Origin of the sequence: Halomonas sp. HNIBRBA4712, from assembly GCF_043558675.1 — a bacterium.
In the GTDB taxonomy this organism is placed as follows: Bacteria; Pseudomonadota; Gammaproteobacteria; order Pseudomonadales; family Halomonadaceae; genus Vreelandella.
The window spans coordinates 437,784-451,411 of sequence record NZ_JBIFXR010000001.1 but is presented as its reverse complement, the minus strand read 5'-3'; the positions used below and the strand labels follow the sequence as shown (position 1 = coordinate 451,411).

Here is a 13,628-nt window from a genome sequence, read left to right as displayed (position 1 = left end):
CTCATGACTCGTTGCAATTAACGTGGCCGGTTTCAGCGAAGTAGCGGCCCAGGTCCGGTTCGCCCTGCTCACCCTTATCGAGCAGCGCGGCCTGAAGCACGAGCTCCGGGTCCGGGTCGGCCTGGGTGACGCTAAGCGCGCAGGACGGGGAGCCTGCCAGGGTCAACGCGTCCTCTGCCGGCGCCCCGTCCTGCTCTTCGTGAACCACTTCGATGTAGTAGGTGGGGTCGTAAATCTGGTACTCGAGCACCGCGCCGTCCAGCGCCACCGGCTCGTCGAGCGGCAGCGTGAACATGTACACCAGGCGCTCGTTACTCTCGTAAGTGGTGTATTCGGTGACCTCGCCAAGCCTCAGCGGCTCGCCGTTGAGCCAGAGCTCGGTGAAGTAATGCTGCGCCGAGAGATTGTCGCGAATGTCATGGCCAAGCTGATCGAGCCCCTCCTCGAAGGTGGCATCCTCGACCCTTGAGAGCTCATCGAACACGATCAGACTGTAGAACGGATCCATCCGCCAGGTCTGGTTGAGCGCCGTGGCGCGGCCCTGCTCATCCACCACCACCTGCACGCTCATGTCGATCCAGCCGTGGGGATGCGCCTGAGCGGCGGTGCTGGCAAGACCGCACGCGAGGAAGGAGAGTGCCGGCACTCCCGCCCTGACAAGCTTTTTTCTGCAATCGATCAAGGCGCTTCTCCCAAACGCTGCTGTAGCTCGACCAGCCAGGGGTCGAGCAGGTAGGGCGCCAGCGGCGTCGACCCGCGCAGCGCCGAAACGCTGACCGCGCTTGCCGCCCCCGCGGGCTCGACGCGTAATAGCAGCCGATACTCCGGCCAGCGGGCGAGCGAAGCCTCGGCGCGCCCCAGCGCCAGATCGGCGTGGCGAATCGTGTAGCCCTGGGCAATCATCAAATCCACCGCCTCGCGGAAGGTACGCTCCGGTGCTGCGGCAAAGCGAAGCTCGCGAGCATCCAGCGGCTGCGTCGTCGCGCAGCCGACCAAACTCGCCAGCCCCAGCAGTACAGCCAGCGCCAGCGGCGCTTTAACGAGCCGTGTCATGGGCGATCTCCGGATGTAAGGGCGGGTAGCGCCGACTGAAACCGCCGGCAGAAGTCGTCATCGCTGGCGCTGCGCGATTCGCGCAAATCGCGCAGCTGATCGAAGCGGCGAATATCCCGCGAGAGGCGCACGTCGCCGTCACTCACCAGCACGCTGACGCGCTCGCTTTCGACCGGGCGCTGGCCGATGCCATCGCCAAACCCCAAACCGAGCCCTATTGATGAGCGCCGCCCGAGACCCACGCCGCTAAACACGCGTATGCCGGAGCCAACGCCGTAGTAGCTGTCGTAAGGGTCGTAATAGCCGATCAATTCGCGCTCCTTGCTCGCGCTGACGAGCCCAAGGGCCGCATCGGTGGTGTCGAGCTGGTACTCCCAGCGCTCCAAAAGCGCCACGCTCTGGCGAAAGAGCGCGTCGCTGGCCACGCCCTGGGTCGAAAAATGGCAGGCGGGCGCGGGTGCAGGCTCGGCGCGAGGCAGCTGATCGGGCACCGTTTGGCAACCCGCCAGTGCCACCAGGCAGGCGAGACCGATCGGTAGTGACTTCATGGAGGCTCCCTCGGCGTTCGAACCGACTCAATGGGCGTAGATGGCGCGGGCATGGTGCGCACCCGGCGCGCGCGTTAAGCTCATCCCACTGCTCCAGTTCCAGACAATAAATTCACCATAAGGTTTTATGGAGGTCGTGCAATGAACGTCGTGCTTTGCCCCGATAGCTTCAAGGATGCGCTGAGCGCCCAGGACGCCGCGCGCGCCATGGCCCGCGGCGTGTTACGCGCCTGCCCTGATGCAAGCGTACACCCCTGCCCGCTCGCCGACGGCGGCGAAGGCAGCCTCGATGCACTGATCGCCGCCACCGGGGCGAAGCGGCAAGAACTCACGGTAAAAGACGCGCTGGGCCGCCCGCGCAGCGCCAGCTGGGGCTGGCTTCCCGGCGAGCGTACCGCATTTATCGAACTGGCAGAAGCCAGCGGCCTTCAGCACCTTTCAACCGCCGAGCGCAGCGCCCTGCACACCACCACCTTTGGCGTGGGCGAGCTGTTTCGCGCCGCGCTCGACGCCGGTGCCAGAAAGGCGCTGCTGCTGCTTGGCGGTAGCGCCACCAACGACGCCGGCGCCGGCATGCTCCAAGCGCTCGGCGCCAGGCTGAAAGATCGCGAAGGCCGTGAACTCGCCCCGGGCGGCGCGGCGCTCGCCGCGCTCGAGACGCTGGATCTGACCAGGCTCGACCCGCGGCTGGCAACGCTCGAAGTAGAAGCCGCGGTGGATGTGGACAACCCGCTGCTGGGTCGGCGCGGCGCAAGCGCGGTGTTCGGCCCGCAAAAAGGCGCCACCGCAGAAGATGTCGCCACTCTAGATAAAGCGCTGGCGCGCTTTGCCGACGTCAGCGCCGACACGCTCGGCCACGACCGGCGGGAGCTTCCCGGCGCCGGGGCGGCGGGCGGCATGGGCTTTGCCGCCGCGAGTTTTCTGGGTGCTGCGCTAAAACCCGGCATCGAGATCATCATGGAGCAGGCCAAACTGGCCGCGCTGATCGAGCAGGCGGATCTGATCATCACCGGCGAGGGCCGCCTGGATGGCCAGAGCCTTTCCGGCAAAACGCCGATCGGCGTGGCGCGGGCGGCAAAACGGCTGGGCAAGCCCGTGGTGGTGCTGGCGGGAAGCCTGGGCGATGGCTGGCAGGCGTGTTTCGACGAAGGCGTAAGCGCCGCCTTCGCTTTGGCCGACGGTCCGATGAGCCTCGATGAGGCGCTACCACGCACAGCCAAGCTTCTCGAGGCGCGCTGCGAAAGCGTGACCCGGCTGTGGCAAAGCCGCCCGTGACCCGCCTGACGGTTGAAAAACTACGGCGCTGGCGGCATATCGTTAGTGCGGGCGCGGGCGATACCGCTACGCTATGGAGGCGATGGATAAAACTCGTTTCAGCCAGAGCGCCGCGTTCGGTACGCTACGTCAAATGAATTGATGGCCGTTTTACGGTTCCTTTACAAGGAGAAGTCAGAGATGTCCGAATTCAACAGCATCGGTCTACACGAAGATAGCGCCAGCCAGCTCGCCGAAAAACTCAACCACCTGCTGGCCAACTATCAGATTTTCTACATGAACGTGCGCGGCTACCACTGGAACGTGAAAGGCAACGACTTCTTCCAGCTGCACGAGAAGTTCGAAGAGTTCTACACCGACCTTCTGGCCAAAGTCGATGAAGTCGCCGAGCGTATTCTGACCCTGGGCCACCAACCGGTGCACGCCTACAGCGACTATGCCAAGCTCTCGCGCATTCAGGAGGACAAGAACGTCTCCGACGGCCAGGCCTGCGTGAAGGGCGTGCTCGACGGCTACCAGACACTGATCGCGCTGCAGCGCGAAGTGCTGGCGCTGGCCTCGGACGCCGACGACGAAGGCACCGCCTCCCAGGCCGGCGACTACATCCGCGAGCAGGAAAAGACCGTGTGGATGTTGAACGCCTACCTGAGCAAGTAAGGCGGATCATCGCATAACGAAAACGGCGCCCCTTGAGGCGCCGCTTCTGGTTCAGGGCAAGCTCAAGACGTTCGTGCCAGCGCCTCGATCAACGCGCGCAGCATCGACCAGAACTCCTCGACGGACGCGAGCTCGACCCGCTCATCCGGCGAGTGGGCACCGCGAATCGTGGGGCCGAAGGAGATCATGTCGAGCGCCGGGTACTTGGCGCCGAGAATGCCGCACTCGAGCCCGGCGTGGATCACCTTGACCGCGGGCGCTTCACCAAGCAGCGCCGCGTGGCGCGCCTTGAAGGTGGAAAGCAGCGCGCTTTGCGGGTTCGGCGCCCAGCCCGGGTAGCCGTTCTCCACCTTGACTCGGGCGCCCATCATCCCGAACAGCGCGCTGAACCGGTCCGCCATCGCCTCGACGGCGCTGTCGTGCAGCGAGCGCACCAGCGCGCAGAGATGAAAGCGCCCCTTCTCCAGGCTCAGCACGCCCAGGTTATTCGAGGTTTCCACCACGCCGTCGACGTCGGCGCTCATGCGCTCGACACCGCAGGGCGCGGCCAGCAGTGCCGCGATCAGCATGGCGCTGGCGTCGCGAGTCAGCGCCTCGGCCTCGGGCGCGGTCTCGAGGCGGCGCGCCTTGAGCGAAAGCCCCGGGTCGCCGCTGCCAAGCTCCGCCTTCAGCACGCCTTCGAGCCGTTCGATCTTCTCCAGGGCGACCTCGAGCTCTTCGCAGGGCAGCGCCAGCCGAGCGAAGGCCTCACGGGGGATGGCGTTTCTCAGCGTACCACCCCGGTAGTCGATCAGCCGCGCATCGAGCACGTCGAGGGCGCGCAGCGCGCGCACCAGCAGGCGGTTGGCGTTGCCCAGCGGCTTGTGGATATCGATGCCCGAATGCCCGCCCTTGAGCCCAGTCAGCGAAAGCTCGATCACCGCCTCGCTCTCGCCCAGCGCGCTCTCGGGCAGGCGCGCATCAACCATGACATCGGCGCCGCCGGCGCAGCCGATGTAGACCTCACCGCGATCCTCGCTGTCCAGGTTCAGCAGCAGCGAGCCCTCGAGCCAGTTCTCGGCAAGCCCCAGCGCTCCGCCCATGGAGGTCTCTTCTTCCAGGGTGAACAGCGCCTCCAGCGGGCCGTGGGTCAGGGTGTCCTCCTCGAGTACGCCCAGAATCGCCGCCACGCCGAGGCCGTTGTCGGCGCCAAGCGTGGTGCCCTCGGCGTGCAGCCAGCCATCCTTTACATGGGTGCGAATCGGATCATTCTCGAAATCGAAGGGCGTATCGGCGTTGGCCTGAGCGACCATGTCCAAATGGCCCTGTAGAACCACGCCGGGGGCGCTTTCATGGCCGGGGCTTGCGGGCTTTTTGATGCGCAGATTGCCGAAGTTGTCGCAGTCATGGGCAAGGCCCAGGCCGTCGGCCCAGGTTTCGAGCTTTTTGACCAGCGCGGCCTCGTGGCCCGAGGGACGGGGCGTATTACACAGCGTGCGAAAGTGGCGCCATACCCGCGTGGGTTCCAGCGTATCCAGGTGTGCGTTCATGTGAGCTCTTCTTGATCCGTAACCGCCCTACTCTACCGCTGCGGCTTCCAGGGGGAAAGCGTGGCCTTGGCCACCGCGCACACGGCCTGGCGCAGCGCCCGGTTCGCCTCGCGCGGGGCATGGTGAGGGGCGCGGTTCTGAAACGCCCAGCCGGCCAGGGTTTCGAGATGACCAATGACCTCCTCGTCTAGCGCCGCCTGAACCGCCAGCACGCTCGCCCGGCGCGCAAGTGCTGCAAGCGCGGCGCGGGCGAGCGCCGGGTCGCGGTGGGCGTAGGCGACATCGTCGGCGTCCTGGCGCTCGCGGGCGCTCAACTCTTTTATCGGCAGCGTGCCGAGCAGACGCACGACCACCCCGGCGGGCAGCGCCGCCAGCTCGAAAGCGAGAAGCCCGCCAAGCGACGCGGCGAAGGCGCCCCGCAGCGCCGCCAGCACGCGCTCGCCTTCGTCATCGAGGGCGCGGGCGACCATCACCGCGACTTCGCCGGTGGAGGGCTCCCGCGTGACGCCAAGGCGCACCGGGTGAAAGCCGAGCGCCTGCCAGAAATCCAGCAGCGCCGCCTCGGCGCCGAAAGTAGCGCCATAAAGCGCGACGCCCCGGGCCCGGGCATCGAGGATATCCGCCTCGAGCAGCGCGCGCCCGAGCCCTTCGCGGCGCCGCGCCGGATGCGCGGCGATACGCGCCACCCGGCGCCAGCGCGCGGTGAGCGCGGCGCGGCTGCCGCCGTGGGCGGCGAGCGACTGCGCCAGCAGGTGCCCGCGCGGGCGGCGCTCGCCGCGGGCGACGAGCTCGGCCAGCGCCGGCTCGAACCCGCCTTCGTCGCGGGTGACCAGCACCGCCTGGGGTTCGGTTTCACCGATCACACGAAACCCGGTGTTGGGGCCGTCCATCAGCTGGCGCAGATCCGACGGCCGGGTGCGGTAGTGCGACTGCACCAAAAGTCCGAAGAGTTTCTCCAGCCGCGCCGGGTCATCGGCCAAACGCTGTTGGGTGATCGCGCGGGGCTGGATCGGCGCGCCGGGGGTCACCTCGGGCAGCGGCGCGTTCAACAGCAGCAGCCTTTCGAGCACCGCTTCCAGGGGATCGAAGGGCGCCCAGCGCACCGGCGTTTCCAGGCGCGCCTCGCGCCACAGCGGCGTCTGGCGCTCGAGCACCGCGCGAAAGCGCAGCGCGAAGCCGCGCCCGGAGCCTTCGTAGCCGTGCACGGTGGTAGCGAAGGCCACACGGGGAAACGCCGCAAGCCACCCGGCGAGCAGCGCAGGCGGCAGCGCCGCCGCCTCGTCGACCAGCAGCGTGGCGCCATCGCCGCCGGCCAGGCCCAGGCCGACCTGTTCATCGAGCTCGGCCGGAGCCAAATAGCGCAGCGTTTCGCCGCAGGGCAGCACGAAGCGCTCGCGCCCCTGCCAGTCGCCTTCCGGGCAAAGCGCGGTCAGCCGCTCGGCCAGGCTTTCGATGGCGCCGCGCGTGGGCGCGGTGACGACGATATCGCTCAGGCCGCCTTTCAACAACCGCGCGCAGGCGATACCGAGCGCGGCGCTCTTGCCGCGGCCGCGCTCAGAGGTGATTACCAGCGGGCGGCGGCGTTTCAAGCGGGCGATGAGCGCGACGACCTGCGCCTGATCCTCGGTGCGGCAGGCGCTATCCGCCGGGGCGGGCGTGAGAGCGGCTCCCCCATTGAGGGCGGGAAGCGCAAGCCCGCCCGCCGCCTGCCAACGAACGACGCCGGGCGACGCGGCGAGAATGCTCGCCAGCCGCTCGAGGTAGTGGGCGGTGAGCGAGGTCCAGGGCGTGGGATGATCGCTTAGCCGGGCATAGTCCGAATCCGGCGCCGCTCCCCAGTCGGCAGGGGTGATCAGTACGCACAGCCCGCCGGCAATCAGCGTACCCGCCAGCACGCCGAGCGCGTCCGGGTCGAAGCCGGGGCTTGCGTCGAACACCACGAGCTGATGCTCGCCGCCGAGGCGGCTTCGCGCCTTGCGCGGTGAGAGCGCCTCGACCGGCGCGGCGTGCGCCTCGCCGACCCACAGCGGCGCCTGCCAGTCGCGGGCGCGCCAGAGGGCATGCGCGGCTTCGCGGCCGGCGCTAACCTCGCCGCGAAGCCATACCAGTTGGCGCCAGCGCCGCCGCGCCAGGCGCTGAGCGTGGGCGGCAAGCGCCCGGGACTCGTGGATCACGGCAAGGCCCTGATGGCGTAAGGGCCGAACAGGTCAATTTTATTAAGCGATTTTTCAACGATGACTGGATTCACTGTATCTTCCACATTTTGGCAAGGTATTATTAATAATATTAAATAACTGATAATAAAGAAATTTAATCGCCATCGACCAGAGCGGGCGCTGCCGTGCCCTACCACCATCGGCTATGGCGCGCCGGTTCAACGAGTATGCTAGCTTATCGCTGTAGCGCACCCAACTTTACGTTAACGTAAACCTGCGCTCGTTTTCCTGAACGTTACCAACATCAACAACACCACACGCAGGGAACTCACCATGAAAATGACGTCACGCTTCGCCCTGACGGCGCTTGCCACCGGCGTACTGCTCGCCTCCACCGCTCAGGCTCAGGAGCAGTGGACCATGACCACCACCTGGCCGGACAACCTCGATCTGATCCAGATCGACCGCCACTGGGTGGAGCTTGTGAACCAGCTTGCCGGTGACGAACTGCAGATCAACTTTCGCGCCGGCGGCACCCTGATGCCCGGCACCGAGGTGTTCGACGCCACCGAAACCGGCAGCATCGAAGCTTCCGGCGACTGGCCCGGCTACTGGGCAGGGCTCAACCCGGCGTTTTCGCCGCTGGCGACCACCACGAGCCTGTTCAACGGCGTGGATTATCTCAACTGGATTCAACAGTGGGGCGGACGCGAGCTCTACGAGGAGATCTACGGCCAGTTCAACATGATGTACCTGCCCTACGGCATCACCAACAACGAGTCCGGCTTCATGGGCCGCACGCCGATCGCGAGCATCGCCGATCTCGAAGGTAAACGCCTGCGCCTTTCCGGGCGCGACCAGGGCCGCGTGCTCGAGCAGCTGGGCGGCTCTCAGGTGACGCTGGCCGGCGGCGAGGTGTATCAGGCCATCGAGCGCGGCGTGATCGACGCCGGCGAGTTCTCGACCCCGGGCGTCGACTACAAGGCGGGCTTCTCGGAAGTCGCCGACAACTGGGCAACACCGGGCTGGCACCAGTCTGCCAGCGTCTTCGGCGTGATGATCAACATGGACGCCTGGAACGCGCTCTCCGAGGAGACCCAGGAAAAACTGCGTATTGCAGCGGATGCCACCATGGCCTGGTCGCTCGCCTGGTCCGAGCGTGAATCCAACGAGGCCACGCGCAAGTTCGTCGAGGATGGCGTCACCATCAACCAGTTCTCCGACGAGGATCTGGCGCAGATTCAGCAGGTGACCAACGAGGTGATCGTTCAGGGCGCCTGCGAGAACCCGGACCACGCGAAAGTGTACCAGTCGATGGTGAGCTACCTGCAGGATTACGCTACCTGGCGCGACGTCTCCTACCCCTTCAACATGAGCCGCACCATGGACAACCTGCCGTCGCTTGAAGAGATCGAAGCCTGCCTGTAAGGCGCGTTTACCGCCCCGGCCTGGTCGGGGCCTCAGCTGACTGCGGAGAGTCTCCATGCACGCCATTGCCAAGGCGATCGATGCCGTGAACGAGCTGTTCGGGCGCATCATCGCGCCGCTGATCGCCGTGATGACCTTGATCGTACTGTACGACATCGCCTCGCGCTTTTTTCTCGGCCGGCCCAGCGACTGGGCCTTCGATGTCACCAAGATGCTGTTCGGCGCCCACTTCATGCTGATGGCCGCTTACGGCTTGAAGCACCACGCCCACGTCGAGGTCGACGTGCTCAAGCGCCTTTTATCGCTCAAGCGTCAGGCGGTGCTCACACTTGTGGGCTACCTGATCTTCTTCGTTCCTTTCATCTGGATGATGCTGAAATACGGCTGGCTCTTTTTTGATCGCTCCTTTAGCCGGGGCGAAACCACCTACGGCATGGTGGCGCTGCCGGTCTACCCCATCAAGGGCGTGATCGTGCTCGCCGCCGCGCTGATTCTACTCCAGGCGATCGCCATCGTACTGCGCGCCGTGATCACCCTGCGTGAGGAGCGCTCCCATGAACTTGAGTCCTGAGCTACTGGCGCTTGCGATGTTCGGCGGGCTTCTGCTCGGCCTTTTCATGGGCCACCCGCTCGCCTTCGTACTCGGCGGCGTGGCGGTGATCGGCGCCTTTCTCGGCCCCGGCGAGCGGGTGCTGGGCACGCTGATCAACAACATCTTCGGCAACGCCATGGACAACTACGTGCTGGTAGCGATTCCGCTATTCGTGCTGATGGCCAGGTTTTTGAACGACTCCGGCGTCACCGAGCGGATGTTCGACGCCATGCGCCTGCTGCTTGCCAACCTGCGCGGCGGCCTGGCGCTGACCGTGGTCATCGTTTCCGTGCTGCTGGCGGCGACCACCGGCATCGTTGGCGCCTCGATTGCGGTGATGGGCATGATCGCGCTGGTGCCGATGCTGAAATACGGCTACAACAAGGAGCTCAGCACCGGGGTGATCATGGCCAGCGGCTGCCTGGGCATTCTGATTCCGCCGAGCATCATGCTGATTCTGATGGCGAGCTACTCGCCGGTCTCGGTTGGCGCGCTGTTCGCCGGTGCGATGGTGCCCGGCGTCATGCTCGGCGTGATGTACGCGCTCTACGTGCTGATCATCTGCCACTTCAAACCCTCCTATGGGCCGCCGGTACCCAAAGAGGAGCGCGCCGAGGTGAGCACCGGCGAGCTTTTGAAAATGCTGGGCAAGTACGTGGTGCCGCCCATGTCGCTGATTCTCGGCGTGCTGGGCGCGCTTTTCACCGGTATCGCCACCGCTACTGAAGCCTCGGCAATCGGCGTGCTGATCGCGTTCATCCTGTTTCTGATCTTTGGCGACCGGAAAGTCTCGACCTGCTACCGCACGCTGATCGACGCGGGGAAAACCACCACCATGGTCATGCTGGTACTGGTCGGCGCGACCGCCTTTACCGGCGTGTTCTCCCGCGGCGGCGGTATGCAGGTGATCCAGGATCTGCTGCTGGCCATGCCCGGCGGCACCACGGGTGCGCTGATCATGATGTTCCTGCTGGTGTTCGTGCTGGGGATGTTCCTCGACTGGACCGGCATCGTGCTGTTGAGCTTCCCCATCATGCTACCGATCATCCAGCAGATGGGGGTCGACCCGCTCTGGTTCGTGGTGATGGTCGCGGTGGTGCTGCAAACCTCGTTTCTCACCCCGCCCTTTGGCTACGCGCTGTTTTATCTGAAGGGCGTCGCGCCGCCAGGAGTGGAGATCGTCGATCTCTATAAGGCGGTGATCCCGTTCTGCGCGCTGATTCTGCTCGCGTGCGTGCTGATGGCCTTCTTCCCGGTGCTGGTCACGGGCCTTCCTGGGGTGATGGTCGGCTACTGAGTCCTTGCCGCCGCCCGAGGGCGGCGGCGTCTTTTCGCCCTCTACGACTCTCTTCTCAAGCCTCTTTTCTTGCTGGCTGCGCCGCCTCTCCTACGGTGATACCATTCTCGGCCGCACTCTCTTCTCATTTTTTACCGCTGCCGCGCCGTCCAGGAGGCTTTTCGTGTCGACGCTCCCTCCCCGCACGCTGCGGGTCGCTCGCTCTATCTCACACCCTATCGCACGCGTTTTTTCGCCCTGGTCGCTGGCGCTGTTGGGTGTGGCGCTTTTGGTGGCGCTGCCGGTGCTGATCGTGTTGGGCCATATCCTGGTGCCGACCGATGGGGTCTGGGGGCACCTGGCCAGCACCGTGCTGCCGCGCTACCTGACCAATACGCTGTGGCTCGCCCTGATCGTGGGGCTCGGCACGCTGGTCATCGGCACCGGCTGCGCGTGGCTGGTGGTGATGTGTCGCTTTCCCGGCCGGCGCGTGTTCGAGTGGGCGCTGTTATTGCCGTTGGCGGTGCCGACCTACGTGATCGCCTACGCCTACACCGACTTTTTCCAGGTTGCCGGGCCGTTTCAAAGCGCGCTGCGGGCGTGGTTCGACTGGCAGTACGGCGACTACTATTTCCCCAATATCCGATCATTAGGCGGGGCGGCGACGCTGATCACCTTCGTGCTCTATCCGTATGTGTATCTGCTGGCCCGCGCCTCGTTTCTGGAGCAGTCGGCGGGGATGCTGGACGTGGGGCGCACGCTGGGCCGGGGGCCCTGGCGGCTCTTTTTCAGCGTGGCGCTGCCGCTTTCGCGCCCGGCGCTGGTGGGCGGGGTATCGCTTGCGCTGATGGAAACGTTGAATGAGTTCGGCGCGGTGCAGTTCTTCGGCGTGGATACCTTCACCACCGGCATCTATCGCACCTGGTTTGGCCTCGGCGAGCCGGTAGCCGCCGCGCAGCTGGCGGCGTGCCTTTTGAGCTTCGTGATCGTGCTGGTGCTGCTTGAGCAGGTGTCGCGGGGCAAGCGGCGCTACTTTCACGCCGGCGGCCATCGCCGACCGCTGCCGGAGTATCGCCTTGGCGGGCTGAAGGCGGCCGCCGCCCTGCTGGGCTGCCTGGCGCCAATCATCGTCGGCTTTCTGCTGCCCAGCGCCATCCTGTTGAACCTGGCGCTGACCCGAGGCGATGCGCTCTTCGGCACGCGCTTTTTCGCCTTCGCCTTCAACAGCCTGAGCCTGGCGGGGGTGGCCGCACTGATCGCGGTGGGGCTGGCGGTAATTCTGAGCTACAGCGTGCGGCTCAACGACACCGTACCGGCGCGGCTTTTTGCCCGCGTGGCGGCGATGGGCTACGCAATTCCAGGCTCGGTGGTGGCGGTGGGCATTCTGATCCCCTTCGCCTGGCTCGACAGCAGCCTGAACGCCTGGCTTCACGCCCATTACGGGGTAATCGTCGGCCTGGTGTTCAGCGGCTCGGCGTTCATTCTGGTCTACGCCTACGTGGTGCGCTTTCTGGCGGTATCGTTCAACGCGGTGGAAGCGAGCCTTGGCAAGGTGACGCCGAGCATGGACGCCGCCTCACGCACCCTTGGTCACACGGCCGGCAGCACACTGCGCCGCGTGCATACGCCCTTGATGCGCTCGAGCCTTCTGGCGGCGGGCATTCTGGTGTTCGTCGACGTGATGAAGGAGCTACCGGCGACGATGATCCTGCGCCCGTTCAACTTCGATACGCTGGCGGTGCGCGCCCATAGCCTCGCCTCGGACGAGCGCCTGGCCGAGGCCTCGACCGCCTCGCTCGCCATCGTGCTGGCGGGCATTCTGCCGGTGATTCTGCTCAGCGTGGCGATGCGCCGCGGCGGGGAAAAATGAACACCTGGGAGTGGTCGAGTTCGATCTCCACCGGCTGGCCGGGCGCGGGCAGGTAGACGCCGGGCACCCGGGCGTGCAGGTGGGTCTCTTCACCATTCTGGCCGTGAGCGCAAAGGTGCACGAGGCTTGCCCGGCCCAGCAGTTTGGCCATCACTACGTGGCTGTGGCGATGCTCGCTGGCGGGCAGGTTGCGCGACCTTGGGCTCAGTGCCTCCGGGCGAATCATCACCTGCACCGGGGTGCCGTCATCGAGCCAGTCGGCTTTCAGCACGCCTACCGAAGTCGCCACTTCGCCGTTCTCGACCACGCCGTCAAGCTCGTTGACCTCGCCAAAGAAGGTGACCACGAACGGGTCCGTGGGTAGGCAGTAGAGCTCATAGGGCGTGCCGGTCTGAATGATCCGGCCGTCGCGCATCAGCGCGATACGATCGGCCATGAACATCGCCTCTTCCGGGTCGTGGGTGACCAGCAGCGTGGCGGTGCCAAGATGCTTGAGCACATGGAGCGTGTCGTCGCGGATCCGGTCGCGAAGCCTGGCATCCAAACTCGAAAACGGCTCGTCGAGCAGCATCAGGTTGGGCCTTGGCGCCAGTGCCCGGGCCAGCGCCACCCGCTGCTGCTGACCGCCGGAGAGCATGTGCGGGTAGCGGTCCACGTGTTCGGCCATGCCGAGCTGTTCGAGCAGCGCCATCGCCCGCCCCCGGCGCTCGCTCTTGTTGACGTGCTTCAAGCCGAAGGTGACGTTCTCCAGCACATTCAGGTGCGGAAACAGCGCCGACTCCTGAAACGCCAGGCCGACGCTGCGCTTCTCCGGCGGCAGGTGCGCCCGACCTGGCCCGGCGATCTCGTGGCCGTCGAGCGCCACCCGCCCCTGCTGAACCGGCTCGAGCCCGGCGGCGATACGCAACAGCGTGGTCTTGCCGCAGCCGGACGGCCCTAAAAGGCACATCACCTCGCCCGGGCGAATGTTCAGATCGATACCCTTGACGACGCGGTGGCTGCCAAAGCTGTGTTCGATGCCCTGAAGCGACAGAGCCAATTCAGGCGTAGAGGTGGCGGGGGCGGTCGACGTCATGGCGCACTCTTCAGATGATTGGGCGGCGGGCCGCCAGGTTAATGGCCATAGTCTATTTCCTGACGCGTCCGCTTTCATTAGCAAACGCCTGCAGCTGCGTTTAATTATCGTTCAGCTTGACGTGGCAAAGGCGAACTCGTTAAATAGTGATACAAATGAAAACCATTAT

The 13,628-nt window shown here is 65.6% G+C and carries 12 protein-coding genes; 6 read left to right on the top strand and 6 right to left on the bottom strand.

Annotated elements, in window-relative coordinates:
* Position 1 precedes the first annotated feature (1 nt).
* The 3 genes from ACGK9R_RS02105 to ACGK9R_RS02095 are packed head-to-tail and all read right to left on the bottom strand — an operon-like array spanning position 2 to position 1,601.
* Positions 2–682 carry a DUF1007 family protein gene (locus tag ACGK9R_RS02105; RefSeq protein WP_394577913.1) on the bottom strand — a complete coding sequence of 227 codons (681 nt, stop codon included), beginning with the start codon at positions 680–682 and terminating at the stop codon, positions 2–4.
* Positions 679–1,053 (bottom strand): hypothetical protein, encoded by a 375-nt coding sequence (locus ACGK9R_RS02100; RefSeq protein WP_394577912.1) that lies wholly within the window; start codon positions 1,051–1,053, stop codon positions 679–681. The genes ACGK9R_RS02105 and ACGK9R_RS02100 overlap by 4 nt, the downstream gene beginning before the upstream one ends.
* The gene (locus ACGK9R_RS02095) at positions 1,050–1,601 is read right to left on the bottom strand and encodes a hypothetical protein (RefSeq protein WP_394577911.1); all 552 of its coding nucleotides are present in this window, start codon (positions 1,599–1,601) and stop codon (positions 1,050–1,052) included. Before ACGK9R_RS02095 ends, ACGK9R_RS02100 begins: the two co-directional genes overlap by 4 nt.
* Positions 1,602–1,742: 141 nt before the next feature.
* On the opposite strand from ACGK9R_RS02095, the gene ACGK9R_RS02090 reads away from it, so the two are divergent.
* Together ACGK9R_RS02090 and ACGK9R_RS02085 are read left to right on the top strand one after the other, a co-directional pair.
* Positions 1,743–2,876 carry a glycerate kinase gene (locus ACGK9R_RS02090; RefSeq protein WP_394577910.1) on the top strand — a complete coding sequence of 378 codons (1,134 nt, stop codon included), beginning with the start codon at positions 1,743–1,745 and terminating at the stop codon, positions 2,874–2,876.
* A 180-nt stretch (positions 2,877–3,056) separates the two neighbouring features.
* Positions 3,057–3,533, top strand: coding sequence for a Dps family protein (locus tag ACGK9R_RS02085; protein ID WP_394577909.1), 477 nt, complete (start codon positions 3,057–3,059; stop codon positions 3,531–3,533).
* Positions 3,534–3,595: 62 nt separating this feature from the next.
* Here ACGK9R_RS02085 and ACGK9R_RS02080 read toward each other — a convergent pair whose 3' ends face one another.
* Positions 3,596–5,062: an aminoacyl-histidine dipeptidase gene (locus ACGK9R_RS02080; RefSeq protein WP_394577908.1), complete on the bottom strand. Its 1,467-nt coding sequence runs from the start codon at positions 5,060–5,062 to the stop codon at positions 3,596–3,598.
* 32 nt (positions 5,063–5,094) lie between these two features.
* The gene (locus ACGK9R_RS02075; RefSeq protein WP_394577907.1) at positions 5,095–7,236 is read right to left on the bottom strand and encodes a tRNA(Met) cytidine acetyltransferase TmcA; all 2,142 of its coding nucleotides are present in this window, start codon (positions 7,234–7,236) and stop codon (positions 5,095–5,097) included.
* 315 nt (positions 7,237–7,551) lie between these two features.
* Here ACGK9R_RS02075 and dctP point away from each other — a divergent pair, with 315 nt between their 5' ends.
* The 4 genes from dctP to ACGK9R_RS02055 all read left to right on the top strand — a co-directional run bounded on the left by dctP (position 7,552) and on the right by ACGK9R_RS02055 (position 12,384).
* Positions 7,552–8,646 carry a TRAP transporter substrate-binding protein DctP gene (gene dctP, locus ACGK9R_RS02070; RefSeq protein ID WP_394577906.1) on the top strand — a complete coding sequence of 365 codons (1,095 nt, stop codon included), beginning with the start codon at positions 7,552–7,554 and terminating at the stop codon, positions 8,644–8,646.
* A gap of 55 nt (positions 8,647–8,701) precedes the next feature.
* Complete coding sequence (locus tag ACGK9R_RS02065) at positions 8,702–9,217, top strand: TRAP transporter small permease subunit (protein ID WP_394577905.1); 516 nt, start codon at positions 8,702–8,704, stop codon at positions 9,215–9,217.
* Positions 9,201–10,535 (top strand): TRAP transporter large permease subunit, encoded by a 1,335-nt coding sequence (locus ACGK9R_RS02060; RefSeq protein ID WP_394577904.1) that lies wholly within the window; start codon positions 9,201–9,203, stop codon positions 10,533–10,535. Before ACGK9R_RS02065 ends, ACGK9R_RS02060 begins: the two co-directional genes overlap by 17 nt.
* A 187-nt stretch (positions 10,536–10,722) precedes the next feature.
* Positions 10,723–12,384, top strand: a complete 1,662-nt coding sequence (locus ACGK9R_RS02055; protein WP_394578570.1) for an ABC transporter permease — start codon at positions 10,723–10,725, stop codon at positions 12,382–12,384.
* On the opposite strand, the gene ACGK9R_RS02050 is transcribed toward ACGK9R_RS02055, so the two are convergent.
* Positions 12,350–13,459 (bottom strand): ABC transporter ATP-binding protein, encoded by a 1,110-nt coding sequence (locus ACGK9R_RS02050; protein WP_394577903.1) that lies wholly within the window; start codon positions 13,457–13,459, stop codon positions 12,350–12,352. The genes ACGK9R_RS02055 and ACGK9R_RS02050 overlap by 35 nt on opposite strands.
* Positions 13,460–13,628 lie beyond the last annotated feature (169 nt).

Coding starts and splice junctions, on each gene's coding strand:
- ACGK9R_RS02100 (WP_394577912.1), bottom strand. CDS start 1,053: ATGACACGGCTCGTTAAAGCGCCGCTGGCGCTGGCTGTACTGCTGGGG.
- ACGK9R_RS02095 (WP_394577911.1), bottom strand. CDS start 1,601: ATGAAGTCACTACCGATCGGTCTCGCCTGCCTGGTGGCACTGGCGGGT.
- ACGK9R_RS02090 (WP_394577910.1), top strand. CDS start 1,743: ATGAACGTCGTGCTTTGCCCCGATAGCTTCAAGGATGCGCTGAGCGCC.
- ACGK9R_RS02085 (WP_394577909.1), top strand. CDS start 3,057: ATGTCCGAATTCAACAGCATCGGTCTACACGAAGATAGCGCCAGCCAG.
- ACGK9R_RS02080 (WP_394577908.1), bottom strand. CDS start 5,062: ATGAACGCACACCTGGATACGCTGGAACCCACGCGGGTATGGCGCCAC.
- dctP (WP_394577906.1), top strand. CDS start 7,552: ATGAAAATGACGTCACGCTTCGCCCTGACGGCGCTTGCCACCGGCGTA.
- ACGK9R_RS02065 (WP_394577905.1), top strand. CDS start 8,702: ATGCACGCCATTGCCAAGGCGATCGATGCCGTGAACGAGCTGTTCGGG.
- ACGK9R_RS02060 (WP_394577904.1), top strand. CDS start 9,201: ATGAACTTGAGTCCTGAGCTACTGGCGCTTGCGATGTTCGGCGGGCTT.
- ACGK9R_RS02050 (WP_394577903.1), bottom strand. CDS start 13,459: ATGACGTCGACCGCCCCCGCCACCTCTACGCCTGAATTGGCTCTGTCG.